Annotated in this window: 28 protein-coding genes; 23 read left to right on the plus strand and 5 right to left on the minus strand. The window is 36.4% G+C overall.

The genetic code is table 11. From position 1 onward, the window contains the following. Nucleotides 1-164 precede the first annotated feature (164 nt). Together D1B17_RS05105 and D1B17_RS05110 are read right to left on the minus strand one after the other, a co-directional pair. A complete protein-coding gene (locus D1B17_RS05105) occupies nt 165-596 on the minus strand; it encodes a pyridoxamine 5'-phosphate oxidase (RefSeq protein ID WP_120142736.1) in 432 nt (143 codons plus the stop codon). A gap of 169 nt (nt 597-765) precedes the next feature. Then, nucleotides 766-1,626: a MurR/RpiR family transcriptional regulator gene (locus D1B17_RS05110; protein ID WP_120142735.1), complete on the minus strand. Its 861-nt coding sequence runs from the start codon at nt 1,624-1,626 to the stop codon at nt 766-768. Between the two features lie 152 nt (nt 1,627-1,778). Between D1B17_RS05110 and D1B17_RS05115 the strand changes: the two genes are divergently transcribed. The 3 genes from D1B17_RS05115 to D1B17_RS05125 all read left to right on the plus strand — a co-directional run bounded on the left by D1B17_RS05115 (nt 1,779) and on the right by D1B17_RS05125 (nt 4,588). Then, nucleotides 1,779-2,762 (plus strand): Gfo/Idh/MocA family protein, encoded by a 984-nt coding sequence (locus D1B17_RS05115; protein WP_120142734.1) that lies wholly within the window; start codon nt 1,779-1,781, stop codon nt 2,760-2,762. A gap of 423 nt (nt 2,763-3,185) precedes the next feature. Further along, on the plus strand, nt 3,186-4,097 hold the full coding sequence (locus D1B17_RS05120; protein WP_120142733.1) for a DMT family transporter: 912 nt from the start codon (nt 3,186-3,188) through the stop codon (nt 4,095-4,097). 35 nt (nt 4,098-4,132) lie between these two features. Further along, a complete protein-coding gene (locus tag D1B17_RS05125) occupies nt 4,133-4,588 on the plus strand; it encodes a GAF domain-containing protein (RefSeq protein ID WP_120142732.1) in 456 nt (151 codons plus the stop codon). 78 nt (nt 4,589-4,666) lie between these two features. Here D1B17_RS05125 and D1B17_RS05130 read toward each other — a convergent pair whose 3' ends face one another. Beyond that, on the minus strand, nt 4,667-5,287 hold the full coding sequence (locus D1B17_RS05130) for a histidine phosphatase family protein (protein WP_120142731.1): 621 nt from the start codon (nt 5,285-5,287) through the stop codon (nt 4,667-4,669). Nucleotides 5,288-5,963: 676 nt separating this feature from the next. Here D1B17_RS05130 and serC point away from each other — a divergent pair. Together serC and D1B17_RS05140 are read left to right on the plus strand one after the other, a co-directional pair. After that, nucleotides 5,964-7,049 carry a 3-phosphoserine/phosphohydroxythreonine transaminase gene (gene serC, locus D1B17_RS05135; RefSeq protein WP_120142730.1) on the plus strand — a complete coding sequence of 362 codons (1,086 nt, stop codon included), beginning with the start codon at nt 5,964-5,966 and terminating at the stop codon, nt 7,047-7,049. Beyond that, nucleotides 7,049-8,218 carry a phosphoglycerate dehydrogenase gene (locus tag D1B17_RS05140; RefSeq protein WP_120142729.1) on the plus strand — a complete coding sequence of 390 codons (1,170 nt, stop codon included), beginning with the start codon at nt 7,049-7,051 and terminating at the stop codon, nt 8,216-8,218. The genes serC and D1B17_RS05140 overlap by 1 nt, the downstream gene beginning before the upstream one ends. 113 nt (nt 8,219-8,331) lie before the next feature. Here the strand turns inward: D1B17_RS05140 and lexA are convergent, their stop codons facing one another. Continuing rightward, a complete protein-coding gene (gene lexA, locus D1B17_RS05145; protein WP_120142728.1) occupies nt 8,332-8,955 on the minus strand; it encodes a transcriptional repressor LexA in 624 nt (207 codons plus the stop codon). A gap of 95 nt (nt 8,956-9,050) precedes the next feature. On the opposite strand from lexA, the gene D1B17_RS05150 reads away from it, so the two are divergent. The 14 genes from D1B17_RS05150 (at nt 9,051) to D1B17_RS05215 (ending at nt 21,764) form a co-directional block, all read left to right on the plus strand. Beyond that, the gene (locus D1B17_RS05150; RefSeq protein WP_120142727.1) at nt 9,051-9,293 is read left to right on the plus strand and encodes a DUF896 domain-containing protein; all 243 of its coding nucleotides are present in this window, start codon (nt 9,051-9,053) and stop codon (nt 9,291-9,293) included. Between the two features lie 62 nt (nt 9,294-9,355). Beyond that, nucleotides 9,356-9,577 (plus strand): YneF family protein, encoded by a 222-nt coding sequence (locus tag D1B17_RS05155; RefSeq protein ID WP_057891338.1) that lies wholly within the window; start codon nt 9,356-9,358, stop codon nt 9,575-9,577. Between the two features lie 239 nt (nt 9,578-9,816). Beyond that, nucleotides 9,817-10,299 carry a 5-(carboxyamino)imidazole ribonucleotide mutase gene (gene purE, locus D1B17_RS05160; protein WP_120142726.1) on the plus strand — a complete coding sequence of 161 codons (483 nt, stop codon included), beginning with the start codon at nt 9,817-9,819 and terminating at the stop codon, nt 10,297-10,299. Next, complete coding sequence (gene purK / locus D1B17_RS05165; protein WP_120142725.1) at nt 10,292-11,422, plus strand: 5-(carboxyamino)imidazole ribonucleotide synthase; 1,131 nt, start codon at nt 10,292-10,294, stop codon at nt 11,420-11,422. Before purE ends, purK begins: the two co-directional genes overlap by 8 nt. Before the next feature lie 3 nt (nt 11,423-11,425). Continuing rightward, nucleotides 11,426-12,133, plus strand: coding sequence for a phosphoribosylaminoimidazolesuccinocarboxamide synthase (gene purC, locus D1B17_RS05170; RefSeq protein WP_120144265.1), 708 nt, complete (start codon nt 11,426-11,428; stop codon nt 12,131-12,133). Between the two features lie 9 nt (nt 12,134-12,142). Next, nucleotides 12,143-12,391 carry a phosphoribosylformylglycinamidine synthase subunit PurS gene (gene purS / locus D1B17_RS05175; protein ID WP_120142724.1) on the plus strand — a complete coding sequence of 83 codons (249 nt, stop codon included), beginning with the start codon at nt 12,143-12,145 and terminating at the stop codon, nt 12,389-12,391. Continuing rightward, nucleotides 12,391-13,065 carry a phosphoribosylformylglycinamidine synthase subunit PurQ gene (gene purQ / locus D1B17_RS05180; RefSeq protein WP_120142723.1) on the plus strand — a complete coding sequence of 225 codons (675 nt, stop codon included), beginning with the start codon at nt 12,391-12,393 and terminating at the stop codon, nt 13,063-13,065. The genes purS and purQ overlap by 1 nt, the downstream gene beginning before the upstream one ends. Continuing rightward, a complete protein-coding gene (purL, locus tag D1B17_RS05185) occupies nt 13,065-15,275 on the plus strand; it encodes a phosphoribosylformylglycinamidine synthase subunit PurL (protein ID WP_120142722.1) in 2,211 nt (736 codons plus the stop codon). Before purQ ends, purL begins: the two co-directional genes overlap by 1 nt. Continuing rightward, a complete protein-coding gene (purF, locus tag D1B17_RS05190; protein ID WP_120142721.1) occupies nt 15,260-16,666 on the plus strand; it encodes an amidophosphoribosyltransferase in 1,407 nt (468 codons plus the stop codon). The genes purL and purF overlap by 16 nt, the downstream gene beginning before the upstream one ends. Nucleotides 16,667-16,677: 11 nt before the next feature. Then, complete coding sequence (gene purM, locus D1B17_RS05195) at nt 16,678-17,697, plus strand: phosphoribosylformylglycinamidine cyclo-ligase (RefSeq protein WP_120142720.1); 1,020 nt, start codon at nt 16,678-16,680, stop codon at nt 17,695-17,697. Continuing rightward, nucleotides 17,694-18,278 (plus strand): phosphoribosylglycinamide formyltransferase, encoded by a 585-nt coding sequence (gene purN / locus D1B17_RS05200; protein ID WP_120142719.1) that lies wholly within the window; start codon nt 17,694-17,696, stop codon nt 18,276-18,278. Before purM ends, purN begins: the two co-directional genes overlap by 4 nt. Next, nucleotides 18,275-19,816 (plus strand): bifunctional phosphoribosylaminoimidazolecarboxamide formyltransferase/IMP cyclohydrolase, encoded by a 1,542-nt coding sequence (purH, locus tag D1B17_RS05205; protein ID WP_120142718.1) that lies wholly within the window; start codon nt 18,275-18,277, stop codon nt 19,814-19,816. Before purN ends, purH begins: the two co-directional genes overlap by 4 nt. A 15-nt stretch (nt 19,817-19,831) precedes the next feature. Next, nucleotides 19,832-21,088, plus strand: a complete 1,257-nt coding sequence (gene purD, locus D1B17_RS05210; protein ID WP_120142717.1) for a phosphoribosylamine--glycine ligase — start codon at nt 19,832-19,834, stop codon at nt 21,086-21,088. Between the two features lie 142 nt (nt 21,089-21,230). Then, a complete protein-coding gene (locus D1B17_RS05215) occupies nt 21,231-21,764 on the plus strand; it encodes a DUF6609 family protein (protein ID WP_120142716.1) in 534 nt (177 codons plus the stop codon). Between the two features lie 427 nt (nt 21,765-22,191). Here D1B17_RS05215 and D1B17_RS05220 read toward each other — a convergent pair whose 3' ends face one another. Further along, nucleotides 22,192-22,818, minus strand: coding sequence for a lysophospholipid acyltransferase family protein (locus tag D1B17_RS05220; RefSeq protein WP_120142715.1), 627 nt, complete (start codon nt 22,816-22,818; stop codon nt 22,192-22,194). A 62-nt stretch (nt 22,819-22,880) separates the two neighbouring features. On the opposite strand from D1B17_RS05220, the gene D1B17_RS05225 reads away from it, so the two are divergent. From D1B17_RS05225 to tsf, 4 genes are all read left to right on the plus strand, one after another. Next, nucleotides 22,881-23,609 carry a tRNA1(Val) (adenine(37)-N6)-methyltransferase gene (locus tag D1B17_RS05225; protein ID WP_120142714.1) on the plus strand — a complete coding sequence of 243 codons (729 nt, stop codon included), beginning with the start codon at nt 22,881-22,883 and terminating at the stop codon, nt 23,607-23,609. Next, complete coding sequence (locus tag D1B17_RS05230; protein ID WP_120142713.1) at nt 23,599-23,883, plus strand: GIY-YIG nuclease family protein; 285 nt, start codon at nt 23,599-23,601, stop codon at nt 23,881-23,883. The genes D1B17_RS05225 and D1B17_RS05230 overlap by 11 nt, the downstream gene beginning before the upstream one ends. Nucleotides 23,884-24,007: 124 nt before the next feature. Beyond that, nucleotides 24,008-24,811, plus strand: coding sequence for a 30S ribosomal protein S2 (rpsB, locus tag D1B17_RS05235; protein ID WP_120142712.1), 804 nt, complete (start codon nt 24,008-24,010; stop codon nt 24,809-24,811). A 72-nt stretch (nt 24,812-24,883) separates the two neighbouring features. Then, on the plus strand, nt 24,884-25,762 hold the full coding sequence (gene tsf / locus D1B17_RS05240) for a translation elongation factor Ts (RefSeq protein WP_120142711.1): 879 nt from the start codon (nt 24,884-24,886) through the stop codon (nt 25,760-25,762). The last annotated feature ends 16 nt before the right edge of the window (nt 25,763-25,778 follow it).

Below are 25,778 nucleotides of genomic sequence, written 5' to 3' on the forward strand. Positions count from 1 at the left end.
TATATCCATATAGTGACACGGTGTCAATAATAAAAATTGGAATGTGTGATAAAGTATGGTTAACTTTTATATCTTAAGAAAAATCCATAAAAACAAATAACACAAGCAATCCAAAAATCGGAGTTGCTTGTGTTATTTGTTTTTATAATCGAAGAATTTTGAAACTAAAATTTCAAAGTTATTTTTTCTTTTCCTAAACCAGGGTCAACGTAAACGTCGCCTAATTTCAATTCAAAAACTTCTAATTTGGGTCCAATCATATCCCAAACTTTTTGATAGTTGGGAACCGAGTCAAGATATTTGGGTAAAAGTTCTTTCATTGTCGTATTAGAAGGGTGAATTGTTACATTTTGTGAGCGGATGTATGGATTTCCAATCATGTCACTGTTAGGGATACTTGTAAAAGCAACACTTTGTGCTTGAGTGTACTCACGTGTTCCAGCAGTTCCTTTGACAGATGAGAAAAAGAGCGTATCTGGTTTATTCTCGAACCAAACAAAGTTAACAATTTTCACATTTGCTTGCCCGTCAGTTGAGAAACTTAGAGCCATTTTATTGGTTGTTCTAGTAACATTTTTTAGAAGTGAGATATTCATAATTTAATGCCCCTTTATAAATGTATTAATCAAATCAAGCATAACATAATCGAACATATATTCTAGCAACTTGCAACTAATTGATAATAAATATTTCTTGCTCTTTTCGGCTAGTTTATTCCTCTTAGTCTGACTAAGAATCTATTCTGTTACGGATAAATAATTTACCTTAGTCATTGAATCTTGAGTTTTCAAAAAGCTTCTCTGATGCGATCCGGTGGCGTTGGTTTGTATCGTAGTTGGCAACGAAGAGGCACGAATAGAGTGTATTGAGAACATATTCGATTGCCACTTGTGACGCAAATGGAGAAATTTTAACATTTTGACTCTCATTGTTGGCGATTGGTAATATTAGGTCGCTTATTTTGGCTATTTCGGAATTCTCATCAGAAGTTAGAGTAATTATTTTGCAACCATTTAAACGTAATATTTGGGCTATTTGATAAGTGCTTTTACTTCGACCACTATAAGATATTAAAATGGCACAATCCTTAGAGGTATAATTGGCCGCCATAAACTTACTTTCATCTGTGAGACTTGGTAAATTACAAGGTAAGTTAATTTTCATCAATTTGTTTTGAAAACTCAGTGCGGAAATATAAGTATCACCGTAGGCAAAAACTCCTAGTTTATGAGATTGAAAAATATCGCGAACGGCGTGCTCTAATAAATTGTTGGTGAGTAACTGGCTAGTTTGAAGTAACGAGTTCTGCATTACATCTAGTAATTTCTGGGCAATCTCTTTATTTGAATCATCTTCTGTAAATGGAAAATCAGGATTGATAGTAGATATATCGTTGTAGTGTTGCTGTAATTCAGTGGCTAGTTTAATTTTAAAATCCTTGTAACCTTTTAAACCAATCTTGCGACACAGACGAACGATAGTCGATGTTGATGAAAATGTGGCACTGGCCAATTCTTGAATAGATTGGTTGATGACATGTTCTTGATTTTTAAGTATATAATTAGCAATTTGTTTTTCAGAACCATTAAAATTATGTCCTTGTGTTAATTGGTTGATGATTGTCATTTGTGTCCTCCAGCAGTTTATTGAAAAAATATTCCAAGAATAAGCGCTATTTAGCAATAATTTTGGAACAATTTGTCCAAGTTCGAGTAATTACTGATAAAGCTATTTTAACGTGTTTTAATGGTTAAGAACAAAGATGAGGAGTGATTCAAATGAAATTAGCAATTATTGGTTCAGGGATGATCGTCCATGATTTTCTAACAATCACTAAAGATTTGAAAAATACCGAACTGACAGCAATTATCGGGACAAAGAGAAGTTTAGATACTTTACAAGAATTGAAAGCCCAATATCAAATCGGAGCAGTTTATACTGATTTTGAGACAGCTTTGTTAGACAGTGATTTCGATACCGTCTACGTGGCAGTGCCTAATTTCTTACATTACGGTTTTGCTAAAAAAGCCTTGGAAAACGGCAAGAACGTGATTTCGGAGAAACCATTTACAGTTAAATATTCGGAATTTTTAGATTTAAAACGCATAGCTTTAGAAAAAAGATTAATTTTGTTAGAAGCAATTACCAATCAGTACTTACAAAACTACTTAGATTTGAAGAAAAAGTTACCTGAATTGGGTGATTTGAAATTGATTGAAAGTAATTATTCACAATATTCATCACGTTATGATGCGTTCGAAGCCGGCAAAGTGTTACCAGCTTTTGATCCAAAAAAAGGTGGCGGAGCATTGATGGATATAAATATTTATAATGTTCACTTTATCGTAGGTTTACTAGGTCGACCACAGTCGGTACAATATTTGCCAAATATTGAACGAGAAATAGATACGTCAGGTATTTTAATGCTCGATTATGGAAACACTAAAGCAGTAGCCATCGGAGCCAAAGATTCAGCTTCACCAATTGGTAAAACGGTTTTACAGGGAAATAAAGGCACAATTGTAGTTAATGGACCCACTAACGTGATGAGTTCATTTGATGTTTATGATAAAGATAAAAAATTATTAGAAAAAGTTGACCATAATATTTATCCACATCGAATGTATCAAGAATTTGTCGAATTTGAACAAATTATTCAGAAGAATGACTTAGTAGGGGTAGCTCAAAGATTACAACATAGTGAGGATGTAATGTGGGTCGTTGATCAAGCACTGAAATCCGCTGATTTACAATTGGGATAAAGAAAAAGAAGATTTTAGTTAGAGTATTATTTTGGAGCTTGCACTAAGATTTAGAGGTACAAGGTTTTTAGTTAAGCTGCTCTATTTTTCAGATTATAAAGATAGTAACTACCATATATTCCAGTCTCAATATTATTTTGTATAAAAAACCACAAATAAACTAGCCGGAAGGAGCAAAGAAATTAGATTGCTGTGAAGGTGGCGTTAGTGCTTTAGCACTTACACCACGGGACGAACTTTGAAACTCGCGGTTTTTGCGAGGTTCAAAGTCGAGGCCTGAGACCTTGGCTCAGGCCGGTCCCCACAGCGACCTAATTTCTTTGCTCCTGGAGGCGGCATATAAATAATAAATAATTGTATATTGAATCTAAATTAAAAAAAGATTAATATAATTAACAATTAAGAAACGAATCAGGTGGTTTGATGAGGCAAGCAAGAGCTAACCGCAATCTATTATTAGTTGCCTTTATGTGGGGAACCAGTTATACATTTATTAAAATGGCAATTGCCGCAAACATGCCGCCATCAGTTATTAATACTCTGCGAGGTTTGATTTCAGCCATTTTGGTTTATATCTTTTTTCGGAAGGTTATTAATACGATGACATGGCAAGAATTTAAAATAGGTGCTGTCTGTGCCATTTTTAATTTCGTGGTCGTACAATTACAGTCGACCGGTTTAAAATATACGACACCGAGCAACAGCTCCTTTATAACGTCGATTTATGTGATATTGTTGCCGTTTATTGCATGGCTGTTTTTCAAACGTGTGCCACCATTAAAAATATACTTGTCTATTATCTTTTGCCTATTAGGAATGATATTTTTGACAGGTATTATTACGACTGGCTTTGAATTTCATATGGGTGATTTCCTGACGTTGCTTAATGCCATTTTCTATGCTTTTCAAATGACTTATTATGGGTATGCGACTAAAAATGCTCGGCCACAAATTATCGCTTTTCAACTTGGATTTGTCCAAGCAATTTGTGGAACTTTATATGCGTTGACCATTGATTATGGAAAACTACCACAGATCAATTGGTCAGTAGCGATTGGGCCAGTGATTTATCTAGGAGTGATTGCTACTTTTGCAGCGCAAGTTATTCAAGTGACGAGTCAAAAGTATACTGATACGGTTACCGCGGGACTGGTTTTGATGACAGAATCATTATTTGCTAGTTTGGTATCAGTTTTGTTCCATGTCGAACCTTTGACACAACATTTGATTATTGGAGGGAGCTTGATTATTTTAGCAACCTTGATTGCTCAATTTGATTTGCGTGGTGTTATTAGTCGTTATGTTGTTAAGCAAAATGGCATCAAGAAATACTGATTTGTGAGAAACTATATTTTTGAGGAGGATTTTTTATGACTGAACTATCACTATTAAATAAACAATTGGATGCACTACTTTTTGAGGAAGCTAACATGGTTGCCAACTTGGCTAATGCTAGTGCCTTGATCAATGACATGTACGAAGATTTAAATTGGGCAGGTTTTTATTTATACAATGAGAAAACAGATGAGTTAGATTTGGGACCATTTCAAGGAAAGGTAGCCTGTATGCACATTAAGAATGGTAACGGAGTGGTCGGAACAGCTTTTAAAGATCAACAAATTCATCGTGTAGCCAATGTTCATGAATTCCCCGGTCACATTGCTTGTGACAGTGCCAGTAATTCTGAAATTGTGGTACCAATTACCAAAGATGGTCAAAAATTAGGCGTTTTGGATATTGATTCACCATCTTTGAATCGATTTACTGCTGAAAATGAAGCAGAATTGGGCCAATTTGTGGAAGTTTTACTCAAACATATTGGCTAATTTATTCTTTATTTTGAATATTTAATAAAAAACAAAATCACATCACTGTTGATTGCAAGACCAACGATGATGTGATTTTTAGTTGAAAATTTGATTGTAGTACTCTAAGTAAAATTCTTGGGTGTTTGGCAAGGCGACGACTTTAGTTACACTAGTATTGCGAGGTTCAGGTAAGGTCATTGGGTCCTGTGGTTTTAAAACGTCCAAGGCCAATGCTTTAACAGTGAAACCGTGGGTGATGCAAATGATTTTATCGTCAGGATATTTTTGCATCGTCTCTGTAACAAAATCGTGGACGCGATTAATGACATCTTCAAAAGTTTCGCCATGTGGGGCGTATTTAACATAAATCGGTAGGACGTCATTCAAATAATTATTGTAAGCATCAGGATGGAGTTTCCTTAACTCAGCGTTTTTGTGGCCGTCCCATTCGCCATAAGAAATTTCTAACAAACGTTTGTCGTAAAAAATAGGTAAGTCTGCTTTAGCGTTTAAAATATTTGCAGTTTGTTTAGTCCGTTCCAAAGGACTGCTAATAATTTTATCAGCAAAGCTAATATCAAATTTATCGGCCAAGTGTTGCGCTTGTTTTTTACCGTTGTCATTCAAATAAGTCATTTCGGTATTGATTGTACCTTGTTTCATTTTCATCACGTTGGCAGCAGTCTGTCCGTGACGGATAAAGTAAAATTCTGTCATATGAGCTCCTTTTGATAATTGTATTAAATGTGTACTAGTTGTTTTTTTTATTATGGATTTGGAATTAATTTTGAAGTCAAAAGATTCAGAATATACTACATACCATATCTTTTTAGGAATCTATGCCAAAATAATAGAAAGAATATTTACTATTGATTCCAAACCAAAAAATAAACTAGCCGGAAAGAGCAAGAAATTTAGGTCGCTATGCAGGTGGCGTTGGCGCTTCAGCGCCTACACCACGGGACGACTTTTGAAACTCGCGATTTGTGCGAGGTTCAAAAGCGAGCCGAAAGACGTAAGGCTGTCGGCGGTCCCCATAGCGACCTAAATTTCTTGCTCTTGGAGGCGGCATATATATAACCAACACAACGCATATTATATTAAAAAATTGTAACGTAGTTAGTTGACAATTAAAATAAAAATGTTAAAGTATCTTTAAGTTAATTGGAGGTATTTTAATATGAAAAAATTAAATTTGAATATTTTAACAGTCTCCTCTAAGTCTACACATAATACATGTAGGCTTATTAACTAATTGACTTAGTAAAAGCCTCATGTATGTAAAGCTATTTTACATCTGTGAGGTTGATTAATTGTAAGCAAACTGACTCCTCGCAGAAACTATTCTGTGGGGATTTTTTTTATCTTAATTTTAATTCAAGGAGTGGTAAAAATGACAATTTATAACTTTTCAGCTGGACCTGCAACGATGCCTGCTGAAGTGATTCAAGAAATTAAAAATGATTTACCTTCATACAAAAATTCAGGCATGAGTGTTATGGAAATCTCTCATCGATCCGCTCTGTTTGAAGAGATTTTCCAAAAGGCACAACAAGATATGCGTGACTTATTAAAGATACCTGATAATTATCAAGTGCTCTTTTTCCAAGGTGGTTGTACATTGCAATTCACTGCGGCTCCACTAAATTTGGCAAATAAATATCATCGGATTGCTTTGCTAGATAGTGGTCATTGGGCAGAACGTGCTGGAGCAGAAGCCAAACGAGTTGGTGTAAAAGTTGATGTCTTGGATTCTTCTGAAAAGGATCATTATACTAAATTGCCAAGTTTGGAAAAGCTTCAAAAAGATACGTATGATTACCTGCATATCACAACTAATAATACCATTGAAGGTACGGCCTATACACAGTTGCCCAATACCGATACGACTGAATTAGTGGGTGATATGTCATCCAATTTTATGGGTCAACGTTATGATGTGAAACAATTTGGAGCAATTATGGCCGGAGCACAGAAGAATTTGGGTATTGCCGGATTGACTATTGTAATCGTTCGCGATGATTTGATTGGAAAAGTACCTAATTTACCAAGTATGCTTGATTATCAGTTGTTTGCAAAAAAGGAATCAATGTTTAATACACCACCAGTTTTCGCAATTTATGCAGCAGGATTAGTTCTTCAATGGTTAAAAAATCAAGGTGGAATTGATGAAATGGAACATCGTAACCGTCAAAAATCAGGTTTACTATATGATTTCTTAGATAATTCAAAATTGTTTGAAGCACCAGTTATTAAAAAAGACCGTTCGTTAACAAATGTTGTCTTTGTGACTGGTAATCCCGAAATTGATCAACAAGTGGTTAGTCAGGCGGCCGAAAGCGGACTAGTTAATATTAAAGGCCACCGTTTGGTTGGTGGTATGAGAGCTAGTTTGTACAATGCAATGCCCTATGAAGGGGTTGAACACTTGGTTGATTTTTTGAAAAATTTTGAAAAAAATTATAGGGGGAAACACTAATGTATGCAGTTAAAACTTTTAATGCCATTGCTCAGGCCGGTTTGGATACTTTCACAGAAGACTTTACCATTAATCAAACTGATGAACCGGATGCTTATTTAATCCGGTCGGTCAATCTTTTAAAAGCTGATTTTCCAGAAAGCTTAAAGACAATTGTTCGTGCTGGTGCAGGTGTTAATAATGTGCCATTAGGACGAGCAACAGAACAGGGAATTGCCGTTTTCAACACTCCTGGCAGTAATGCTAATGCTGTTAAAGAATTAGTCATTTCACTAATGATTGCGACCGCACGGAATTTATTTGCGGCACATGATTATTCTGATAGACATACTGAAGCTGATGTTTCTCAACGAACGGAAAAAGATAAAACTAAGTTTAATGGAACTGAACTAGCAGGAAAACGAATCGCTGTAATAGGTTTGGGTAATGTAGGTTCAATGGTCGCTAATGCAGCTTTAGCTTTAGGGATGAAAGTTATCGGCTATGATCCATACTTATCAGCTAACGCTGCCTGGCGCATCAATAATCGAGTTAAACGGGTGGATTCTATTAAAAAAGCTGTTAAGGGAGCTGACTTTGTAACTGTTCATGTGCCTAAGAATAATGAAACAATTAATCTCTTAACAACTAAAGAGATCTCAGAAATGAAAGACGGGGTTGTTTTATTCAATTATTCAAGGATTGGCATTGTCGATAACCAAGCTGTTATTAAGGCCATTCGTAGCCAAAAAATCAGTCATTATTGTACGGACTTTGGCGAACCGATTATTGCAGACCATCCCAATATTACTATTACACCCCATATTGGTGGCTCAACTCTAGAGGCAGAATCAAACGGGGCCATTCAAGGAGCCAATACTGTAATGGATTATTTGGAAAGTGGTGATACAACGAACTGTGTCAATTTGCCAAATATGCAAATACCATTTGAAACGGCTTATCGAGTAACCGTAATTCATCAAAATGTTCCCAATATGGTTGGACAAATCAGTACACAAATTGCGACAAGGGGTATCAATATTGAAACGATGTCTAACGCCGCAAAAGAAAAAATCGCATACACTATTATTGATGTAGACGACTTGCCAGTAGAGAATCAAAGTGCTTTAATAGCAGCGTTAGAAAAGATTAAAGAAGTTTACCGAGTACGTGTCATTAAACATAAGTAAACTTCTTAGAGGTAAAATATTTAACCGTTTTGGTTATAGAATCGAATAAAAAAAGCTAGATATTTTTTCCTGGTAAATCCAGCAAAAACATCTAGCTTTTAATGCGGCACTTATTAAAAAATTTGTGAACGATATAATCCAACAACTTTACCAAGAATTTCGACGTTGTCTAAAATAATTGGATCCATTGTATCGTTTTCTGGTTGTAGGCGGTAATGTCCGTTTTCTTGATAGAATCTCTTACATGTAGCTTCGATATCTTCAGTCATAGCGATAATAATTTCACCGTTATTAGCGAAATTTTGTTCATGAACGATTACGTGGTCGCCATCATAGATTCCCGCGTTGATCATACTTTCTCCATGAATCTCTAGCATGAATAATTCGCCAGAATCACGATTCAAGTCAGGTGGAATAGGGAAGTATCCATCAGGATTTCTTTCGGCTGTAATTGGTTGACCAGCGGCAACGGCACCAAGGATAGGGATTTGCTTTGATTTAATACCAATTGAATTTAAACCAGCACCAGTAAGCTCAATAGCTCGAGGTTTGGTTGGATCACGTTGGATAAATCCTTTTTTCTCCAGACGAGATAGGTGACCATGAACCGTTGACGTTGAAGACAAATCTACAGCTTCGCAGATTTCCCTAACAGTTGGCGGATATCCATGTTCATCTAAATAATCATAAATGCATTGTAAAATTTGTGACTGTTTAGAGCCTTCAGCTTTTGACATTAGAACACCTCATTGTTAATATCTTAAATAGATTGTATCAAAATTTGAATACAGTTTCAAACAAGTGTTCGATTGTATCGAGGGGAATTGAAATAATGAACGAACAAGACGAATTGCTCAAGAAGATTAATGAGTTAGCTCATAAGGCTAAAGCAGGTACTATTACTAAAGAAGAGGAAGATCAACAAGCACAATTACGTAAGGAATACTTGAAGAACTTCCGAGCAGCATTTAAGTCACAAATTGAGATGTTGCAAGTGTATGATAAAGAAGGAAATGAAGTCACTCCTGAAAAAGTTCGAGAAATTCAACGCAAAAAGGGATTACGTGACGATTAGACTTTCAATTAGCTAATTTTTTTTGTAATATTAATAGGTATATGGAAAGGGTGAGAACATAAATGGGTACAACAATCGTCGTTGGTGTTATAGCTTTGTTGGTTGGTTTAGTCGGCGGTTTCTTCGCTGCCAGATGGTACATGAAGAAATACTTCCAAGACAATCCACCAATCAGTGCTGATATGATCAGACAAATGATGGCACAAATGGGCCAAAAGCCTTCACAAAAGAAGCTAAATCAATTAATGAATACTATGAAGAATTCACAAAAGAATAACAAATAGTCAGGTCCAATAAGCGATATGCATATTTTTATATGTGTACCGCTTATTTTTTTATCCCAAAAAATAAATCTTTAGCTAAACACGAACTATTAATATTTTTATAATTATTAAATACAAAATGTAAACGATAAATACGAACAATAGGTAAAAATAATTGATTAAAATGCGTATTTAGCATTGAAAGTATTTTCAATCCCTGATAAACTTTGAATACCAAAGCGAGAAAGGTGGAAAAAGGAATGCACGACGTAGCAATAGTTATGGGATCAATTTCTGACTTAAAGGTGATGCAAAACACACTTGATGTTTTGACACAACTGGGAGTTAGTTTTGAAACAAAAGTGATTTCGGCGCACCGGATGCCACATGAGATGTTAGATTTTGCTAACCAAGCTCATGAAAATTATCGAGTTATCATAGCTGGAGCTGGAGGTGCAGCTCATTTACCAGGAATGATTGCCTCTTCAACTAGTCTGCCAGTAATTGGTGTACCAGTTCCTTCGAAATACTTAAAAGGTATGGACTCATTGTTATCAATTGTCCAAATGCCAGCTGGCGTACCAGTTGCAACAGTTTCCATTGGTGAAGCAGGAGCCAAGAATGCTGCCATTCTAGCAACGAAAATTTGTGCATTAACTAATCAAACATATCAAAAGAATTTATCAGATTACGTTCAAGCAATGCATGATAAATCCGTAGAAAGTGGGGCAAACCTTGGATAAGACATTATTACCAGGAGCAACTATTGGCATTATCGGTGGCGGTCAATTGGGTCAGATGATGTCATTTTCAGCCAAAGAAATGGGATATAAGGTAATCATTTTAGATCCACAGCCAAATTGCCCAGCGGCTCAAGTTTCAGATGGTCAAATCGTGGCTGACTATGATGATTTGGATAAATTGATTGAATTAGCCAAGGCTTGCGATGTATTGACTTATGAATTTGAAAATGTCGATGCCAAAGCCATCAATGAAGTAAAAAAATACACTCAAGTACCTCAAGGAACTAAGGCATTGAGTGTTACCCAAAATCGTGTATCCGAAAAAGAATTTATTGAAACTAGTGGCTTTAAAGTAGTGCCACATTTACTGATTGAAAATATTTTTGAATATCATCGTGGTGTTGAGAAACTTCAAACTCCAGTTATTTTAAAAACTATCCGTGGTGGTTATGATGGCAAAGGCCAGATTTTGATTGATGATCCAGAAAAAGTCTGCTACGCCGATATTGAAGCCTTACTCATGCAAGGTCCTTGTATGTTAGAGAAGAAAATCAATTTGAAGAAGGAAGTCTCAGTAGTTGTTTCGGCAAATAGTCGCGGTGAAACTTCGATTTTTCCAGTAATTGAAAATGTTCATCGTCACAATATTTTACATTTGAGTACTTGTCCCGCTGATATCAGTGAAGCTGTTGAACAACATATCTATCAAGTTGGAGAAGGGTTAGCTAAAAAACTTGAACTTGTTGGAACAATGTGTATTGAATTTTTCGTATCTAGTAATGACGAGGTATTTGTAAATGAAATTGCGCCACGTCCTCATAATTCAGGTCATTTAACAATTGAAGCATGTAACATCTCGCAGTTTGATGCCCATATCCGCGGTGTTTGTAATTTAGCAATGCCCAAAATTGAACTATTACAGCCAGCAGCAATGGTTAATTTACTTGGTCAACATTTAGAGAATGCTAAAGCTGAATTAGTTAAGCATCCAGAATGGCATTTCCACGATTATGGTAAAGAAGCTGTGAAGGATAACCGCAAGATGGGACATATTACAATTTTGAGTTCTGATCTACAAGCTACAAAAGAAGCTATCGAAAATAATTCAATTTGGGATGTGTAAATGATGACAGAAAATAATTTACTTTATACCGGAAAAGCCAAGAATGTTTATCAAGCTGACAATGATGACGAAGTGTTAATCGTTTATAAAGATCAAGCGACTGCTTTAAATGGTAAGAAAAAAGAAATCTTACCGGGAAAAGGTGTACTAGATTGTCAGATTTCTCAGTTAGTTTTTAATTACTTAATTGAAAATGGTATTAGAACTCATTTAGTTAAAAACCTTTCTGATCATGAACAGTTAGTTAAGAAAACTCAAGTATTTCCATTGGAAGTCGTTTTAAGAAATATTACTTCTGGTTCGCTCGTACGTAAGTTTGGTATTGAAGAAGGTCAAAGATTAACTGACCCAATCATTGAATTTTATTACAAGAGCGATGCTTTAGATGATCCAGTTATCAACGAATCACAGATTCATGCGTTAAAGATTGCTGATAAAGCTGAAATTGAATATATCAAAGAAGAAACCTTGAAAATTAACCAATTATTGATTCCATTTTTTGAAAAAGCCGATTTTGATTTAGTTGATTTTAAATTGGAATTTGGTGAATACAACAATGAAATTATTTTGGTTGATGAATTTTCGCCCGATAATTGTCGCTTATGGAATAAGTCAGACCATCATTCAATGGATAAAGATGTCTTTCGTAAGCATGAAGGCGATTTAGTTCAAACATATCAATCAGTCTTACAACGACTACAAGATAAATAGGAGAGAATTATGAAATTAGTTAAAGTTTATGTCACTCTAAAAAAATCCGTCCTTGACGCTCAAGGTGAAGCCATCAAATCAGCAATTCATTCTATGGGTTACAACCAAGTTTCTGATGTTCACATGGGTAAATATTTTGAATTGAATTTTGCGGATGACTACGCTGACTTGGAAAAAGAAGTTGACGCTATCTGTGACGATCTTTTAGCCAATCCCAACATTGAAACTTATCGTTACGAAATTACGGAGGCAGAATAATGAAGTTTGCCGTAATTAATTTTCCGGGTTCAAACTGTGATATGGACCTTTATTACGCCATTCGCGATGGAATTAAGCAACCGGTTGAACTAGTTGACTATCGAGCTACTAGTCTTGAAGGTTTTGACGGTGTTCTAATTCCGGGTGGATTCTCTTATGGCGATTATTTAAGAAGTGGGGCAATTGCTGCTCAAGCACCAATTGTGAAGGAAATAATTCGTCTGGCAAATGAGGGCAAACTTGTTTTGGGAATTTGTAATGGTTTCCAAATTTTGACGGAACTTGGTTTGTTGCCAGGAGCTTTGATTAGAAACGAAAAAAGTCGGTTTATCTGTGAGACGGTTGAGCTTGAAGTTGTAAATAATGAGACGATTTTTACTAGCGACTATCAGGCAAAAGAAACTATCAATATTCCAGTTGCCCACGGTGAAGGTCGTTATTACTGTGATGAAGCTACTTTGAAAGACCTACAAGCTAATGGACAAATTGCCTTTAAATACTTGGATAACATCAACGGTAGCGTGGACCACATTGCCGGCGTTATGAATAAACAAAAAAATGTCTTAGGTATGATGCCCCATCCAGAACGAGCAATTGAAAAAATTCTCGGTTCCGATGATGGTCTAAAGTTGTTCCAATCAATAATCAATTATCAGGTAAGGGTGAATAATTAATGACTGAACCAACGCCAAAACAAATTAAAGATGAAAAGTTATATCAACAATGGGGATTAACTGATTGGGAATATGAATTGATCAGTGCCAAAATCTTGAAACGCTTGCCTAACTACACTGAAACTGGTCTTTATTCGGTTATGTGGAGTGAACATTGTTCATATAAGAATTCAAAAAAAGTTCTTCGAAAAATGCCAAATAAAAGTGATCGTGTGATTGCAGGACCTGGTGAAGATGCCGGTATTTTAGATATTGGTGATAATCAAGCCGTTGTTTTCAAAGCTGAAAGTCACAACCATCCTTCAGCGGTTGAACCTTACCAGGGTGCAGCAACCGGTGTTGGTGGAATTATCCGTGATATTTTTTCAATGGGCGCCCAACCAATCGCCTTATTGAATAGTTTAAAATTTGGTCCTGTTAACAATGGTCAGACTAAACATCTAGTTAACGAAGTCGTTGCTGGTATCGGTGGTTATGGTAACTGTATTGGTTTACCAACCGTTGGTGGTGAGATTTCTTTTGAAGATTGCTATGAACACAATCCACTAGTTAACGCGATGTGTGTTGGTTTATTAAATAACACTGATTTTAAACATGGTACAGCTAGTGGTGACAAAAATCTGATCGTTTACGTTGGAGCCAAAACCGGTCGTGACGGAATTCACGGGGCAACTTTTGCTTCAGATGAATTTACAGATACGAAGAATAAGCAACGTTCCGCCGTTCAAGTTGGTAATCCTTTCATTGAAAAATTACTTATGGATGCCTGCGTGGAAATTATTGAAAAGCATTCTGATTGGATTTTGGGAATCCAAGACATGGGTGCAGCTGGACTAGTTTCTTCTACAGCCGAAATGGCTTCAAAAGCAGGTTCCGGTTTGATTCTAAACTTGGATAAAGTTCCTCAACGTGAAACAGCAATGTCTGCTTATGAAATGATGCTATCAGAATCACAAGAAAGAATGGTTCTCTGTGTTAAGCCTGAATTTGTAGAGGATGTTCTAGCGTTCTTTGAAAACTATGAATTAGATGCCGTTGTAATTGGGCAAGTAACTAATGACAAACAATACAAGATTTATCATCTGGGTGAATTAGTTACCGATATTCCAGTCGACAGTTTGACAGAAGACGTGCCGGAATATGACCGCCAAGAAATTCAACCTCAACGCATGATTGACGATAAGGATTATCAATTTGTACCTGAAATCAATTCACTAGCAACAACTTGGCTTGAAATGTTGCAACGACCAAACATTGCTAGTAAGAAACATTTCTATCAAACATATGATTCTCAAGTTCGAGCTAATACTTTAGTTCGTCCGGGAAGTGATGCTGGTGTTGTAAGGATTCGTGGTACAAAGAAGGCCATCGCGATGACTAACGATAGTAACTCCAAGTATGTTTACTTGAACCCATATGTTGGTGGACAAATTACTGTGATGGAAGCAGCCAGAAATATTGTTGCTAGCGGTGGTGAACCTATTGGTATTACTGACTGTTTGAATTACGGTAATCCTGAAAATCCAGAAGCTTTCTGGGAACTAGATAAGAGTGTTGAGGGAATTGCTAGTGCCTGTGAAAAAATCAATACACCAGTAATTTCCGGAAATGTGTCACTTTACAACGAATATAACGATGTAGCTATTTATCCTAGTCCAATGGTCGGTATGGTTGGCTTGATCAGTGATATTGAAAATGTTACGACAAGTGCTTTTAAAGCTACTGGAGATTTGATTTATGTCGTTGGTCAAACTCAAGATGATTTTAATGGCTCTGAATTACAAATGGCTCAACTCGGTCAATTAAAGGGCGATTTACGTAATTTAGATTTAGATCAAGAAAAACTTCATCAAGATTTGATCAGACAAGCAATTAGTCAAAAGTTAGTTAAAAGTTGTCACGATTTATCTGAAGGTGGCTTAGCAGTTGCTCTGTCAGAATCTGCCTTTGATAATGAGCTTGGTTTTGATATTAAAACTAGCTTAACAACTGCACAGATGTTTTCTGAAACACAATCTCGCTTCTTAGTTTCAATTGCACCAAATAAACAAGCTGAATTTGAAGAACTAATGGCAACAGATTTTGAATATCTTGGAACAGTAACTGCCGCACCTAAATTTACTATAACAACAGTTAATGAAACTGTAACCATTGATGGTGTAGAAGCAGCGAAGAGTTGGAAGGAGGGCATGGCGTGCCTAATGAAGTAAGAAGTTTGAATGAGGAATGTGGTGTCTTTGGTGTTTGGGGAGCTGAAAATGCTAATTATTTAACGTATTTAGGACTCCATAGTTTACAACACCGTGGTCAAGAGGGTGCCGGAATCGTTGCTAATGATCGTCAAAAGCTACGAGCATATCGTAATCTGGGCTTGTTGACACAAGTTTTTTCAAAGCCAGAGTATTTGAATGCTTTGGTTGGTGATACAGCAATTGGTCACGTGCGGTATTCAACTGCTGGTGAGAACAAAATTGAAAATGTACAACCTTTGTTGTTTGATTTTACCGATAGTCAAATAGCTTTAGCTCACAACGGTAATTTGACAAATGCCATCACTTTGAAAAAAGAACTAGAAGAAAAAGGTCATATTTTTAAATCAAGTTCTGATTCAGAAGTATTGGTGCATTTGATAAAAGTTTCTAATGCACCGACATTACACGAAAAAATTGTCGAAGCTTTGAATAAAATTCAAGGTGGATTTGCTTACTTACTTATGACTAAGAATGAAATGATTGTTGCACTGGATTCTCATGGGTTCCGTCCGCTTTCAATTGGTCAATTAGATAACGGTGCCTATGTTGTTGCCAGTGAAACTTGTGCGCTAGACGCTGTGGGTGCCAAGTTAGTTCACAATGTACAACCAGGTGAATTAATTACGATCAATGATGAAGGGATGAAGGTTGATACTTGGACAACTGATACAACGTTAGCCATTTGTTCAATGGAATTCATCTACTTTGCACGTCCTGATTCCGATATATTGGGCGTAAATGTTCATTCAGCTCGTAAGCGCATGGGTGCTAATTTGGCTAAAGAATATCCAGCGCCAGGTGATATTGTTGTCGGTGTACCAAATTCTTCATTGTCGGCCGCAAGTGGTTACGCAGAAGCAAGTGGCTTACCTTATGAAATGGGTTTGATCAAGAACCAATATATGGGACGTGAATTTATCCAACCAACTAAGGAGCTCCGTGAAAAGAGTGTTCGTCAAAAATTAGCCGCTGTTAAAGGGGTAGTTAATGGTAAACGAGTTATTTTAGTTGATGATTCAATCGTTCGAGGTACAACTTGTGCTTATATTGTGCAACTGTTAAAAGATGCTGGAGCAACTGAAGTTCATTTGCGAATTGCTTCACCAAGATTCATGCATCCATGTTTTTATGGAATCGATATTCAAGAAAAAAGCGAGCTGATTGCTGCCCACAAGTCAATTCCTGAAATGAATCAAATGTTTGGTTCAGATTCACTTGAATTCTTGAGTGAGGACGGCTTGATCGATGCGATTGGTCTAGATTCAGACGCACCATATTCAGGTTTGGATATGTCATATTTTAATGGTGACTATCCAACTTATCTTTATGATTATGAGTCCAAAAAATAAGGAGGCACTTAATGTCTAATCCCTATCAAGATGCCGGTGTCGATGTCGAATCTGGCTACAAAATTTCTAAATTTGTAAAACAAAATACTCACAATAATAACATTGGTAATTTCGGTGGTGTTTACGAAATTCCTGAAGGTTACCAACATCCAGTTTTAGTATCTAGTGATGATGGAGTTGGAACAAAGTTATTGTTGACAACTGAAGCAAACAAGTGGGACACGATTGGAATTGATTGTGTTGCCATGTGTGTGAATGATATTTTGGCTCAAGGTGCTACACCACAGTATTTTCTAGATTATATTTCAACCGGTAAAGTTGATGAAAAGATTGAGGAAATTCTCAAGGGTGTAATTGAAGGCTGCGGCCAAGCTAATGCCAATTTAATCGGTGGTGAAACCGCTGAAATGCCTGGTGTATATGATGCAAAAGACTATGATATTGCCGGTTTTTCCGTTGGTATTTGCGAAAAAGATGATTTATTGCAAAAAGAGAATATTCAAGCTGGAAATGTTTTGATTGGTCTAAAATCAAGCGGAATCCATTCAAATGGTTATTCACTAGTTAGAAAGATTTTCTTCCAACAACATAATTTAACGGTAGATAGTGTTTTACCAGAATATCCTGAACAAACACTTGGTGAATTGTTGTTAACACCGACAAAAATTTATGTCCAAGATGTCGTACCTTTGCTGGATGAACGTTTAATCAGAGGAATTTCTCATATTACTGGCGGTGGCTTTTACGAAAATGTTCCTCGGATGCTGCCAGATAATTTGGCAGCCAAGATCAATGTTGATGTTTGGCCACAGTTACCAGTTTTTGATTTGTTACAGAAGTATGGTCAATTGGAATTAGCTGATATGTATCATATTTTCAATATGGGTATTGGAATGGTACTAGCAGTTGATGCCTCCAAAGAATTAGAAGTTTTGGAACTATTGAATGAAAAAGAAACTGTTGCCTTTACAATTGGTGAAGTTGTTTCAAAAACAACAAGTAGTGTGATTTTGGAAGGAGACCAACTATGAAAGTAGCTATCTTTGCTTCCGGTAATGGTAGTAATTTTGAAGCCATTGCAAAGTCTATTGAACTGCGTCAAGCGGGTCTAGAAATTGAACTATTAGTTTGTGACCAAAAAGATGCACATGTTATTCAAAGAGCTGAAAAATACCATATTCCGATTTTTATTAATCAATTATCTGATTATGAAAACCGTGGTGCGTATGAGCAAGCTATTATTGAAAAGTTAAAGCCACTCAAGATTGAATATATTTTATTGGCTGGTTATATGCGGGTCGTAACGCCGGTACTATTAGGTGCCTATCCAAATCGAATTATTAATATTCATCCATCACTATTACCAAAATTTTCCGGTTTGGAAGCGATTGAACGTGCTTTTGAGGCTGGAGATCCGGTGACTGGAGTAACGATTCATTTCATTGATGAAGGGGTCGATACTGGTCCAATCATTAAGCAAGAAAAGGTTGTCCGGCTAGCTAATGATACAGAAGCTAGTTTAGAAGCAAGGATTCATCAAACAGAGCATCAAATGTATCGTCAAGTGATTCTTGATTTACTAAATAAAACTAATGGGGTAGATAAAAAATGAAAAGAGCTTTGATTAGTGTTTCTGATAAGACAGGTGTCGTTGAATTTGCTAAGGGTTTGATTGCCAATGGTTTTGAAATCATCTCAACTGGTGGTACATATAAGAAGTTGCAAGAAAATGGCGTTGAAGTTTTGGAAATTGATGAAGTTACCCAATTCCCTGAAATTTTAGATGGCCGTGTTAAAACTTTGCATCCAATGGTGCATGCAGGACTATTGGCTAAACGTGACAATCCGGAACATATGAAGACTTTGGAAGATTTGAACATTCAAACAATTGACCTTGTCTGTGTCAATCTCTATCCATTTAAAGAAACAATTTCTAAAGACGGTGTTACACCAGCTGAAGCGATTGAACAAATTGATATTGGTGGTCCATCAATGATCCGTTCAGCTTCAAAGAACTTTAAGAGTGTTTATGTCGTGATTGACGCCAATGATTATGAAACAGTTCTTGAAAGTCTTCAATCAGATGAAGATGATACAATCTTACGTCGACGCTTGGCTGCAAAAGCTTTCCGTCATACAGCTGAATATGACAGTATTATTGGCCATTATTTGACTGATTTAAATGGGGATGAATTCCCTGATGTTGAAGTGCTTGGTTATGATTATCATCAAGAATTAAGATATGGTGAAAATTCACATCAAAAGGCTGCTTTCTACAAGAGTGCCATGCCTTCTGAATACTCGATTGCTTCAGCTAAGCAATTGCATGGTAAAGAACTTTCCTTCAATAATATTAAAGATGCAGACGCTGCATTGAGAATTGTGGCTGACTTTGATCAACCTTGTGTGGCTGCATTGAAACATATGAACCCATGTGGTGTCGGTGTCGACGACGAATGTATTTATAAAGCATGGCGTAAGGCTTATACAGCTGATACAATGTCAATTTTTGGTGGTATCGTTGCGGTTAACCGTGAAGTTACGAAAGAAATTGCTGAAGAAATGCATAAGATTTTCTTGGAAATTGTTATCGCACCAAGCTTTACTGACGAAGCTTTGGAAATTCTTGAAGCTAAGAAGAACATTCGTCTACTAACACTTGACTTTTCAAAAGCTAAAGATGCTGAAAAGCACGAATATGTTTCCGTTATGGGTGGTTTATTAGTTCAAGAACGTGATACAACGGTTGATCAACTTTCAGAATTTGAAGTTGTTACTAAGAAAGCCCCAACTGATGAAGAAATGAAGGCTTTGTTATTCGGTCAACAAGTTGTTAAACATGTTAAGAGTAATGCCATTGTTATTACAACAACTGATAAGACACTTGGTATTGGTGCTGGTCAAATGAATCGTATCGGTTCTGTGAAGATTGCGATTGACCAAGAAGAACAAGTGGATGCTCATACACCATTAATTATGGCTTCTGATGCCTTCTTCCCAATGGATGACTGTGTTCAATATGCTGCTGAACACGGAATTACAGCTATTGTGCAACCAGGTGGTTCAATTAAGGATCAAGATTCAATTGATATGGCTGATAAGCACGGAATTGCTATGGTCTTCACTGGCAGAAGACATTTCAAACACTAGAAGAGAGGTCTTTTAATGAAAATACTTGTCGTTGGTTCAGGTGCTCGTGAAGATGCTATTTGTCAGTCATTATTGAAGAATGATAAAAATGTTGTCTTTTGTGCTCCTGGAAATGATGGAATGAAGCTAAACGGAATTAAAACAATTTCAATTAATGAAGATGAATTCGACCATTTAGCTAACTTTGCTTTAACCAATAATGTTGATTATACAATCGTTGGTCCTGAGGAACCTTTAGTTAATGGGATTGTTGATTTCTTTAAGAGCCGAAAGTTGTTGATTTTTGGACCAACTAAAGAAGGCGCCCAAGTTGAAGGGTCAAAGTCTTTTACTAAGAAATTAATGGCTGATGCTGACATTCCAACTGCTAGTTATCAGGAGTTCACTGATTTACAAGCAGCAACAACATATTTAAACGAGGAGGCTGCTTTTCCGATTGTTATTAAAGCTGATGGGTTAGCGGCGGGTAAGGGTGTTTATATTTCACCTGAGAGAGATGATGCTCTATCAAAAGTTACTGATCTGTTGCAAGGACACAAGTTTAATACGCGTAAAGTCGTAATTGAGGATTTCTTAGAGGGTGAAGAATTTTCACTAATGGCATTCGTAGATCATAAAAGGTTTTATCCAATGCCAATAGCGCAAGATTACAAAAAGATTTTTGAAGATGATAAAGGTCCTAATACTGGTGGAATGGGAGCCGTTTGTCCGGTCCAAAATATTTCATCAGAAATTGAACAAACTGCGATAGAAACAGTTATTAAACCATTTGTCAACGAGCTTTATAACCAAGGCATTAAGTATACGGGGATAGTTTATGCCGGGTTGATTTTGACTCAAGATGGTATCAAAGTTATCGAGTTTAATGCTCGTTTTGGTGATCCAGAGACAGAAGTTGTCTTGCCACGATTACAATCTGATTTGTCAGAGATGATAAATCAAATGCTTCATCATAAAAAAATCAATGAAATTACTTGGTCGACTACGGGCTTGAACTTAGGAGTTTTCGCTGTCAGCCATGGATATCCTGGTAAACAAGTAGTTGGTGATTTAGGTAGTACGGATGAATTTAGAAGTTGTCCTTTGACGGTCAACTATGCTAGTGTTCGTAAAGAAAATCACCGGCTGATCAGTAATGGAGGACGATTGTATTTAGTCCAAACGCAAGCTGAAGATTTAGACAGTGCGCAAGTGCAAGTTTATCGAGAATTAGGAAAGATGAACCAATTGCATATTTATTATCGTCGTGATATTGGTAAGAATTCGATTTAAAAATTATAAATTAGAATGAGGAAACTGCCGTGAAGAAAAGTTTTGGATAAAATTCCGAAATACTTCAAAAGGCAGTTTCTTTTTTGCAATTGAGATTAAATTTTGCTTATGATATACTATCCAAGTTTTTTAGGGGGAACCAATGAAAGAAGAAACATATAAATATCCGAGACAATTCATTGTAGGTGTCTGGTTAATAACTGTTGGAATAGCAATGATGACTCTAGTAATTAAATTGCCTAATGGCATCCCGAACGCAGCTTATTTTGGAGTGATTTATGCTCTAGGTATGTTTTGGCAATTGAATTCTAGAACTCGCAAGCGCTTCAGTGTTGGTTCGGGCACTATTAGACAGAAAAAATGGGCAAATCGATCAATTGTTATTTTAATGGCTTTGGTCTTTCTTAGCTTTTTACCAGCGCAAATGATGCATTTGAGTGGGATGCAAGCGGTATATGTCACCTGGGTTATGATACTGATTGGGGTAGGACTACATTTTTTTGCATTTATTCCTGTGCACGGTAAGATTATCGGAATATTGGGTCTTGTGATTGTTTTAAATGGATTATTTGGTTTATTTGTACGTTTGCCACTTGATATGATTTTCAGCAGTGATGGTCTAATTAAGATTATTTTTGGTTTAGTTTATTTGAAAGTTAGTCCAATTAATTTTTAGTAAAATAATAGCCTCAGAATCCATGGCGGAATCTGGGGCTATTTTGTTATATAATTATTTAGCTAACACGTTAAATATGCCACCTCCAAGAGCAAGAAAATTAGGTCGCTGTGGAGACCGAGCCAAGGTCTCGTCTCTCGACTTTGAACCTCGCAAAAACCACAAGTTTCAAAGCTCGTCCCGTGGTGTAAGCACTAAAGTGCTAACGTCACCTTCACAGCAAACTAATTTACTGCTCTTTCCGGCTAGTTCATTGTTTTTTTGAATCAATAGTAAATAACTTTAAGTATTACTTTGCCATCAATGACCAGAATTATAAGATATAGAATATATTCTGAATCTTTTGATTTTAAAAATTATTTCAATTCTATAGTCAAAAAATCAACTAGCACCACGAGTAGCTAACATATGGAATTACAAAGATAAACTAATCTTTTTTCTTAGGTGGAATATATTCAAAGTCTGGATTGATTTTGTTATCAATATCTTTCCAAGCTTGTTCCATATCTTCATTAACTTGTTTTGTTTGTTCATCGGTTAACTTGGCTTTGAAATCAAAATCAATTTCAGGTCCAATGCCGACGGTGATTTGTTTGTGTAACATTAAACCGCCAAACGTTAATGGTCCCTGATAAACGAATGGCACTAATGGAGCTTTGGATAATTTAGCAATTAATGATGCGCCACCTTTAAGTTCTTCAGAGTAGCGTGTACCAGAAGGAAACATGATTAAAACGCGTCCTTCCTTTTTAAGAGCCTTGACTGGCGTTTTAATAGCAGATGGTCCTGGATGGGCACGGTCCACTGGAAATGCGTGAGCGTGGACTAAAATGTATCTTAAAATTGGATTCTTGAAGAGTTCTTTTTTAGCCATGAAAGTGGCATCACGTGGGGCAATTACTAAGGCAAAGAAAATTGGTTCCCACCATGTTCGATGGGGGGCAACCAAAATATATGGTTTGTCAGGTAGATTTTCTTTACCGATGACGTCAAATCGTCCGTTCAATAAAAATACTAATCCCCGTACAAAAGCACGAATAAATTTATAAAACATAGAAATATCATTCTCCCAAAAATAATTTTGTCTTATTTAAAATACCATAAAGCAGGTGCATTATGTCGATTAATTCGCAAGATATTATCTCTAACAGTGGAATCATCATTAATCAGGATAAACAATTGTATTCGTTTAACCTTGATACTATTTTACTCTATAATTTTGCGAAACCAGCAAAAAAAGGCAAAGTCGTTGATTTATGTGCTGGAAATGGAGCAATTGGTTTGTCTTTAGCAGCTAAAACAAAAGCTCAGATTTATCTAGTGGAAATCCAAGAACAGCTTGCTAAGCTTTCGGCCAAAAGTATTCAAGATAACCATTTGGAAGCTCAAGTTCATTTGATTAATGATGATTTAAAAAACGTGCAACAGTATTTAGCACACGATACGGTTGATACGATAGTTTGTAATCCACCATATTTTAAATTGGCAGACAAGACGTCTATTAAGGACAATCCAGTGTTAGCAATTGCCCGTCATGAATTGAAAGCTACCTTAACCGATATTCTTTCTACTATTAAAATACTGTTAAAAGAAAATTCTCACGCCTACATCGTGTATCGTCCCGAAAGATTGAGTGAATTATTTAGTATTATGACACAAGAAAAACTACAACCAAAACGGATTCGTTTCGTCAGATCACTGTCAAATAAGGACGCAAACTTAGTTTTATTGGATGTAGTGAAGACGGTGAAGTCAGCTTCTTTGCGAGTCGAACCTGATTTAGTGATTTATAATGAGAAACATCAGTTAACAAAAGAGGCTAGTTTGATTATCAATGGAAAATAAAAAATATTACGTTTATATGTTGCTCTGTAATGACAGAACCTTTTATACTGGAACCAGCAATAATGTTGAGAAACGAGTTGCAACACACAATGCAGGTAAGGGTGCTAAGTATACAAAAATCAGGCGACCAGTTAAATTAATGTATAGCGAAGAGTTGGCTGATAAGTCGGCAGCTTTGAAACGTGAGATTGCTATTAAAAAACTCAGTCGCCAACAAAAAGTAACTTTGTTGAAAAGTCATGGAATAAATTGGCAAGACTACTTGATTTCATGATTGTTTTCCCATATAATATTTACCTGTATTGAATACACACACTTGACGATTTGATTGATGGTGCGCTACGGCGTTTCAGTCAGACATGACTCGAGTGGAGGTAAAAACCAGGAGGAACTATTTTATGTCAGTTATTTCTATGAAACAATTGCTTGAAGCCGGTGTACATTTTGGACACCAAACAAGACGTTGGAACCCCAAGATGAAGCCATTTATCTTTACACAAAGAAATGGTATTTACATCATTGATTTACAAAAAACAGTACGCATGATCGACGATGCTTACAACTATATGAAGGCTGTTGCCGGTGATGACGGAATTTTCCTATTCGTTGGTACAAAGAAGCAAGCCCAAGACGCTGTTGCTGAAGAAGCTACACGTGCAGGCCAATACTACGTTAACCATCGTTGGTTAGGTGGTACTTTGACTAACTGGAACACAATCCAAAAACGTATCAAGAGATTAAAAGAAATCAAGGCTATGGCCACTGATGGTACTTTTGAACGTCTACCTAAGAAAGAAGTTGCTTTACTTACAAAGCAACAAGCTAAGTTAGAAAAATTCCTTGGTGGTATCGAAGATATGCCAAGAATTCCTGATGTTATGTTCATTGTTGACCCTCATAAGGAAAACATTGCTGTTAACGAAGCTAAGAAACTTAACATTCCTATCGTAGCTATGGTTGATACAAATACAGATCCAGATCCTATCGATGTTATCATTCCTTCAAATGATGATGCTATTCGTGCCGTAAGATTGATTACTGCTAAGATGGCTGACGCTATTGTTGAAGGTAAGCAAGGTGAAGAAGCTGTTTCAGATGCAGACTTTGCTGACAAGAAAGACGATAACAAAGATTCAGAAGCTGCTGATGACAAGTCAATCGAAGATTTGGCAAACGCAACAAACAATAACGATAACAAATAATTTAAAATAATATCCGTAAAATAGAGTCATCTGAGTAAGATGGCTTTATTTATACGACTGGAGGATTTACGAATGGCTAAAATTACTGCTGCTCAAGTTAAAGAATTACGTGATAAGACAAGCGTTGGTATGATGGATGCTAAAAAGGCATTGGTTTCTGCTGATGGTGACATGGATAAAGCTGTTGACTTGCTACGTGAAAAGGGTATTGCTAAAGCTGCTAAGAAGAGCGGAAACATCGCTGCTGAAGGTTTAACACATATCGAAGTTTCAGGTAACAAAGCTGCTATCATCGAAGTTAACTCAGAAACAGACTTCGTTTCATCAAATGATAAGTTTATCGATCTTGTTAACTCAATTGGTAAGGCTATCGTTGAAAATGAACCAAAGACTATGGACGAAGCATTGGCTTTAAGTCTTGGTGAAGGTTCAATCAACGACGCAATCACAGGCTTAACAGCTGTTATCGGTGAAAAGATCAGCTTGAGACGTTTTGAAGTTCTTGACAAGACTGATGCTCAAGTATTCGGCTCATACCTACACAACGGTGGCCTAATTGGTGCCATTGTTACTCTTGAAGGTACAGACGAAGAAGCTGCTAAGGATGTTGCTATGCACGTTGCTGCTATCAATCCTAAGTACATGAGTCGCGAACAAGTTCCTGCAGATGTTCTTGAACATGAAAAGGCTATCTTTACTGAAGAAACAAAAGCTGAAGGTAAACCTGAAAAGATTATCCCAAGAATCGTTGAAGGCCGTGTAAACAAGTACTTGTCAGAAATTAGTTTGGCTGACCAAGAATTTGTTAAGGATTCAGATATGACTGTTCAACAATTTGTTGAATCAAAGAACAGTAAACTAGTTTCATTTGTTCGTTATGAAGTCGGTGAAGGAATCGAAAAGAAACAAGAAGATTTCGCTGAAGAAGTAAAGAACCAAATGAATAACTAATAAATTATTTAATTTT

It is taken from the genome of Companilactobacillus zhachilii (genome assembly GCF_003606365.2).
Taxonomy (GTDB): Bacteria; Bacillota; Bacilli; order Lactobacillales; family Lactobacillaceae; genus Companilactobacillus; species Companilactobacillus zhachilii.